Source organism: Dysgonomonas sp. GY617 (genome assembly GCF_015233815.1).
In the GTDB taxonomy this organism is placed as follows: Bacteria; Bacteroidota; Bacteroidia; order Bacteroidales; family Dysgonomonadaceae; genus Dysgonomonas_A.
In genome coordinates this window covers 121551-127781 of record NZ_JADCLR010000004.1, presented here as the reverse complement: position 1 = coordinate 127781, position 6231 = coordinate 121551, and the positions used below count along the sequence as shown (strand labels likewise).

Below are 6231 nucleotides of genomic sequence, written 5' to 3'. Positions count from 1 at the left end.
TCTCTCTCTCTCTCTCTCTCTCTCTCTCTCTCTCTCTCTCTCTCTCTCTCTCTCTCTCTAACATTTCAACGCACATAGCCAAATCTAAATCGTTAAACTTTAGATTGTTATTGGTGGGTATGTTTGTTAATTTTATCGTCATTATTTGAGTAAAGAGGTGATTTATAGATGCAAATATAAAGTAAAAAAATTAAAATACAATAATTATTATACTTCTATCGAATGATGTGACTGGCATTTATGGTATAAAAAGAGCTCTAAGAAAAATGGGCTTTGTCAAGAATAACAAGCGGATAAAACCAGTCCTTTAATCATAAAACAAGGTAAGTAAAAAGACCCTCATATTGCTATGAAGGTCTTTATATGATAATAATACTCAACTTTTAAATGCTACCCTGACTTCTTAAATTGGGATTTACAAGGAGCATACATTCTTTTACATTGGTATGGTAATACAATACAGCAGCGTTACCACAAGCTGTATCCATTATGGTTAAGCGAAGATAACGACGCGAAGGGTTAGCTGTTAGGCTTGAAAATATATACGAGGTACTGCTTGTCGTAAAAACAGGATTAGTTTCTCCTGATAGATTCGTATAAGTTGTACCATTGCTACTGTAAGCCCACTGATAAGTAAAACTACCACTGCCTCCGGTGGCTGCCTGACCTATTTGTAGTTGTTGAAGTGGGCACAGGGTTATCTCCTGAGTCGTTCCGTCAAGATCTGTAATCTTATCATACACACTAATGTAAATACTGTCATTGACTGTTATACCGCAACCCAAGTCATTTATCTCCAGATAATACCAGCCTTCATTTGCTTCTGTAGCATTGGCAATTACAGGATTCTTTATGTTTGAAGTAAATCCATCAGGACCTGTCCAGCTATATGTGGCATTAGCAAGGGAAAGTGCGCCTAAATTTATAGGTCCGCCATAACAGGCCGGTGTAGAGCCATAAGCCAAAATTGTCTGATTTAAAGGAGCTAAGGTGACCCGCTGCTCAAAACTATTCCCACAAGCATCCGATACACGAACTGTATAAGTCTCTTCGGCAGTTCCTCCGGTGAACTCATACGCTGTAGCAGTTGTATACGCAGGAGCTACCTGTGTTGTATTGGTAGCATCGTAAATAGTATAAGTATAGGGTGCAACTCCATTAATAGCCTGTAAGGTTAAATAACCATTGGTGGCACCGGGACAGGCATAAGCGCTCGTTAAATCTCTGTCCAGTGCCAATGCCATAGGATTATAAATGATGGTATCTGTTAGTACAGCACAAGCATTAGTACCGGTAGTTGCGTTCGTTGCCTGAAGAGCTAAAACATAAACCCCCGGTGTAGTTAACAAAAAAGAACCGCCACTACCGGCAGTGATAACCTGGGTTGAAGAAAAACCACCTGGAGGGCCATTTATTATTCTGTAATACGAAGCAACAGGACTTCCATCAGTAAAAAGCTGTCCCTGGGGAGTTAAAACTGTTCCGTCACATCTTCGTTCCAGCGTATAGCCGAAATCACGAGGAACATTTAATTCGCCGAATGTGACTGAAACAGAATATGTTGTACCACAGGATTCTATTGTAGCAGTATATAATCCGGGGGGTAAATCGGTCTGCGGGAAGCTATAATTTAAGGTACCTCCGGCGTTGGAGCTAGTCTGACCTATATACCCGGCAGGCCCTGTAATCGTGATTACTGTACTTCCTAGACCTCGCATATATTGATTTGCTGTGACTCGCAGCTGACCATAATTCGGGAGACAGGGATTGATCGGACTCGTTAACCTGGATAAAGTAAAAGCTGTAGGGATCTCGTTGGTGTTTATTGTATGTCGGAAACGGACTGTTACTGTGTTTACAATAGTTCCTGTACCATCTGTAAACTCTACGGTAGCTCTATAATATGTATCATATAAAAGCATATCTGAAAAACTAGACAGAGAATTAGTAGTATAAATAGTCTGCTCATTAATATCTTGGCTTAGATATTCCTTACGGAATAATACAGTTGTTCCAAGATCATCGGTTATCGTCAAATAAAAGGGGTTAGGGTAATGACAATTGGCAGGAGTAATGTAAAATGTTGGATAATAAAAACTACATCCGCTATCACTGTAGTAACGATAATGAGTTATCCGATCAGCAGTTCTGGTTCCTCCCGTCATAAGATAATTATTATAGAGTTGATATCCCGAAGCATCTGTAATAGTTGCAAAGTGCCTTTCACCACTATTGACAGGCCACCTAAAGTCCACGTTAGGTTGAGTGTCATTATAAAGTGTAGCCCCGGTTACCTGATCTGTTATTAAAATAGTTAAGGGATAACATATAATACGATTAGGATTAGTAGATGGATTTAACGTGATACTATTCCTTGATAAAGTATAAGTCTTCGTCCCTGTACATAGATCAGTAATATTCGTAAGTGGCTGAGGTGTTAACTTCGTATTGTAAGAATCAATTATAGAAGGACAAGCCTTTAGTCTGGTATAAACAGTTAAAGAATTACTTGCATAGAAATCAGAGTATGTGTGTGGGCTTAAATCTAAGGTTGTATACCATAAAATAGTCATACTAGAAGATGAAAATATTGTAGTACTACTATTCCAAGACGTAGGCATCTCTCCTACAGGGGCTGCACCATATTCGTATAGTCCGTCACTCAGATATCGCTGCAAATCTGTTACAGCAGGATCGCTACGGTCATACACTACAGTATGCCTAATATTGTTACAACTATTATCATCAGGAATAGCACTTAAATATCTAGCGCTAGGAACAGGAATAGTTCCGATATCCAGAATAGTCAAAGCAGTAGAAGCTACCTGACATCCATCATCGGCAGCCACCGTATACGTTCCGACCGGCCAGGTACCATCCAATGTATACCGCCATCCGTTACCTTGTGCCGAAGTCGCTTTTGTAGCACTTACCACCTGAGGCACAGTAACCCCCGCAGGAGCCGAAGTGATCCTAAAAGTAGGCATACCCGTTTGATTCCCATCCTCCAGATATACAACTATTATTCCCAGATTACAACCCGCATATGAATTACGCGAAGTAGGAACAGCCGCTGTGCTGGTAGCTGCCGGCGAGACAAAAGACAAACGAGGCTCCACATAAGAACCGCCTATAACAACATCATCTAAACGATATACCTCAGTTCTCCCGGAAGTACTGCAGACAGCTACCACCTCAATACGGTAAGTGCCCGAGGGCAAATTATTAAATACATTACTGGAAATAGGCCCCACTGATATGCTGCCTGTAGTACTGGTTACCGAATACTGTATACCCACCAGATTAGCCACAGAACTGCCAGACAGGCTTACTGTAATGCTTCCGTTACTCTGACAGTCCGAAGGAGCGGTTGTTGCACTGAGCGTTACATCAGTACAATCCTGAGCCTCTATATATTGAGCAGTAAAGACAATGCACAGCAATAGAAAAAATAACCTTTTCATTCTTATTCTTTATTTTAAGGTTTGATATAAATCATTTCACATTTACCCAGCAGGGTGCGGCCGGGATAGCCTGAGTGTCCATAAACAATACCATCGAAAGACACGGTCAACTGATTGCCGGACTCTCTGATGGTATAGGCAGGCAACTGTTCTTTTACAGAAAATAGCGTACTGTCGGCTTGGGAGGATATAGCCGATACAATCAATAAGGTATTATCCTCGAGGTTCAGATAGTATGCGCTAGTATCGTTGAGTATCTTTACTTCCTTTATTCTTCCCCCGGAGAAAGAGAATGTTTCTGCGATGGGAATGTAGGGAAAATCCCAGGAAGTCGATACAATCTGTAAGGAATCGCTTAACGTTTTAGTAAAAATAGGAGACCGGCTTCGGTTATCCACGGCGGTTAAAACAACTTTATTCAATCGATAGGATTCCTGAGACTGTGCCTTGAAAAGCACAAGACTAAAACATAAAACAATAAAAAATATCTTTTTCATTTTTCTCGAAGCATTATATTCATAAATGTTCTATCGGATACACTAAAACCGGAAACCAGGCTATAGCTTAAAACTCCGGATGGAGAAACGCTTACATTATTAAAGCAGCTCGTATCAAAATAGAGAACAAAATAATTAAAAGAAGTGGGAGAAGCCCCCACTGATAAAGCGGCAGAGGGGCTACTGGTAGCCTGAGGGGTACCATATTGGGTCAGGTACAGGTTAAACAGGTCAATGGTAAATAAGCCTGTACTGCTGGTATAGGTATAATTAACCGCATCAGGCAAATTACTGCCATCGGTGGGAATAACAACAGAAGGCAGATAAAACTGTTCCCGGGAGCCGGTAAGGGGGAGCCACAACCCCGAGTTGGCTCCTGAGCCATTATCGGCGGTGGCATCATAGAAATAATAACCCGCACTGGTTACACGGGCTGTTTTTCCACTGGCAGCCGGATCGGAGGCTGTTATATAAACCAATGCGGAATGCTGGGCTGCTCCATACTGAGCATTCTTTACTGCCAGCTGGGAACCTGTTAAACGAGGAAGCAAAACTCCTTCGGCACCGTCTGGGCCTGTACTTGTTGGTAAAACATCTAAAGTGGCTACAGGGTCTGTCGTATTTATACCAACCTGGCCCAATAAATAACTCTGGACAAAAAACAGTAAAAATACAGGTGATAAAACTTTTAATTTATTCATTTATTTATCGTTTTTAATTATTCATTTATTTTTCCCGCAGGACAACATTTACAAAAGTCTTTTCCGATAAAACATAACCTGTTCGAAGACTGTAACTCAAAATACCAGATGTTGATATGGAGGTATTGTCAAATACATTCGTATCGTAATACAATACAAAATAATGATAGTTGGATGCTGCTGTTCCTGTTTGAAGTGAAGAGGTGGTAGCACTTTTAGCGGCAGGGCTATCATACTGTGACTTATACAGATTAAACAAATCAACAGTATAGCTGGTACCAGCCCCTGAGCCGGTAGAGCTATAGTTCACGTTATCGGGTAAGGCTCCCGCATCGGTCGGTAAAAGAACCGTAGGCATATAAAATTGTTGTTTCCCGGGGTCTACAAGGGGGATCCACAGCCCCGAGTTGGCTCCTGAGCCATTATCGGCGGTGGCATCATAAAAATAATAACCGGCAGCATTTACATTACGGGTTTTTCCCGTTGTTGCACTTGCTGCAGAAGTCACATACACCAGGGTCGAATTCTGGCTGGCACCATACTGGGTATTTTTTCCTGTCAATTCATCTCCCGATAAACGGGGGACTATAAACCCTTCGGCCGTACTGCCATCCAGGGCAGCTGCTGCTACATCCAAGGTGGCTGCCGGAGTCTCCGTATTTATACCAATCTGACTCTGGACAGGCAGGTAATAAAAGAATAGCGGCAAACAGATAAACAAACTTTTTTTCATTCGCTAATTAGTGGATTATTATATAGTTAGTTAATTTATTCAAAGAACAAAGAAAGCAACAGCGTGTAATCACTACACACTGCTGCCAAACATAGCTGTGATACTGGTAAATGAGCCATTCGTTGCGATTGCAAATGACAATAAAAAACAAATCGGTTATACGAAGGCCTTTATCCAGGCAACTACTAACGTTTTTATGGGGAATATATGTAAAAGCGGAAAAGAATATGTGTAAAAAACACAATGACAAAAAAAGGCGGATCACTCCGCCTAAAATATATTTATTACCAGCATGTTCGCTAGTTAACTCTCTCTCTCTCTCTCTCTCTCTCTCTCTCTCTCTCTCTCTCTCTCTCTCTCTCTCTCTAATATTTCAACGCACATAACCAAATCTAAATGGTTAAAATTTAGATTATTATTAGTGGATATGTTTGTTAATTTTATAGTCATTTTTTTGAGTAGTGAGTTCGTTTATAGTGACAAAGATAAAAATTTATATTAAATAATTAGCTCCTACTCTTATTATATTATACATTTTATACTCCATCGTTTAGGTAATATATAATATATCCAACTAAAGCTAAAGCCAAGAAAAAAAAATTGCTTCAAAAGTAACAGGCCAATAAATCCCTAAAACGAATATCTTCTGGATCTTCTCCAATTTGAGTTGTATATATAATACATATCCAAATAAACAATAAACAGACGATATTGTTATACTAAAAATCAGACCTGCTAATTTCAAACCAGCAGTAGAAATTTTAAGCCTTTATTCATTCTGTTTTAGCTAAAAAAAGAATGAAAGAATTATATATAATATATACATACTATGATCA

General features: G+C 40.0%; 4 protein-coding genes. All 4 read right to left on the bottom strand.

Annotation, left to right across the window (positions count from 1 at the left end):
• Positions 1-383: 383 nt before the first annotated feature.
• A complete protein-coding gene (locus tag IR022_RS06195; protein ID WP_194203051.1) occupies positions 384-3464 on the bottom strand; it encodes a hypothetical protein in 3081 nt (1026 codons plus the stop codon).
• A 14-nt stretch (positions 3465-3478) separates the two neighbouring features.
• On the bottom strand, positions 3479-3961 hold the full coding sequence (locus IR022_RS06190) for a hypothetical protein (protein WP_194203050.1): 483 nt from the start codon (positions 3959-3961) through the stop codon (positions 3479-3481).
• Entirely contained in the window at positions 3958-4602 is a 645-nt protein-coding gene (locus IR022_RS06185) for a hypothetical protein (protein ID WP_194203049.1), read from the bottom strand. Before IR022_RS06185 ends, IR022_RS06190 begins: the two co-directional genes overlap by 4 nt.
• Positions 4603-4687: 85 nt before the next feature.
• On the bottom strand, positions 4688-5170 hold the full coding sequence (locus IR022_RS06180) for a hypothetical protein (protein ID WP_194203048.1): 483 nt from the start codon (positions 5168-5170) through the stop codon (positions 4688-4690).
• Positions 5171-6231: the final 1061 nt, after the last annotated feature.